The sequence below is a fragment of the Bartonella sp. PS7NMGDW genome (assembly GCF_042193585.1).
GTDB lineage: Bacteria > Pseudomonadota > Alphaproteobacteria > Rhizobiales > Rhizobiaceae > Bartonella > Bartonella grahamii.
The window spans coordinates 1-1,189 of the sequence record NZ_JBHILX010000080.1 but is presented as its reverse complement, the minus strand read 5'-3'; the positions used below and the strand labels follow the sequence as shown (position 1 = coordinate 1,189).

1 protein-coding gene is annotated in these 1,189 nt (G+C 43.6%); it reads right to left on the bottom strand.

What is annotated here, in order from left to right:
- Positions 1-12 precede the first annotated feature (12 nt).
- Positions 13-1,188 carry an elongation factor Tu gene (gene tuf / locus ACFIKJ_RS09345; RefSeq protein WP_330167429.1) on the bottom strand — a complete coding sequence of 392 codons (1,176 nt, stop codon included), beginning with the start codon at positions 1,186-1,188 and terminating at the stop codon, positions 13-15.
- Position 1,189 lies beyond the last annotated feature (1 nt).

Sequence of the window (1,189 nt, the reverse complement as noted above, 5' to 3'; positions counted from 1 at the left end):
AACAAGCATTATTTATTCAATGATCTTAGAGACGATACCGGCACCAACAGTACGACCACCTTCACGAATAGCAAAACGAAGCTTCTCTTCCATCGCTATCGGAACGATCAACGAAACATCCATGGCAACATTGTCGCCTGGCATAACCATTTCCGTTCCTTCTGGAAGCGTAACAATACCTGTAACATCCGTCGTACGGAAGTAAAACTGAGGACGATAATTCGTGAAAAATGGTGTATGACGTCCACCTTCATCTTTTGTCAAAATGTAAGCTTCTGCTTTAAAACGTGTATGAGGCGTAACAGATCCTGGCTTCGCCAATACTTGACCACGCTCAATCCCTTCACGGTCAACACCACGAAGCAGAGCTCCTATATTATCACCCGCTTGACCCTGATCTAAAAGCTTGCGGAACATTTCAACGCCTGTAACTGTCGTCTTAGACGTTGGACGAATACCGATAATCTCGATTTCCTCTCCAACTTTAATAATACCACGCTCAACACGACCTGTTACAACTGTTCCACGACCCGAAATCGAAAACACATCCTCTATCGGCATCAAAAATGGTTGATCAACGGGACGTTCAGGGGTTGGAATATAATTATCAACTTCACTCATTAAAAGACGAACGGCATCTTCACCAATGCTTTTATCCTTATCCTCAAGAGCTGCTAAAGCAGAACCCTTAACAATTGGTATATCATCGCCTGGAAAATCATATTTGGATAAAAGTTCCCGAACCTCAAGCTCTACAAGCTCCAAAAGTTCTGCATCATCAACCTGATCAACTTTATTAAGAAAAACAACAATTGCTGGAACACCAACCTGACGCGCAAGCAAAATATGCTCACGTGTCTGAGGCATTGGACCATCAGCTGCTGAAACAACCAAAATAGCACCATCCATCTGTGCTGCCCCTGTGATCATGTTCTTCACATAATCAGCGTGTCCCGGACAATCAACGTGCGCATAGTGACGATTTTCCGTTTCATACTCAACGTGTGCTGTAGAAATAGTAATCCCACGTGCGCGTTCCTCTGGGGCAGCATCAATTTGATCATAGGCTTTAAATTCACCAAAATATTTCGTAATCGCTGCTGTCAACGAAGTCTTCCCATGATCAACGTGACCAATCGTACCAATATTAACATGCGGTTTTGTTCGTTCAAACTTGCTCTTCGCCATC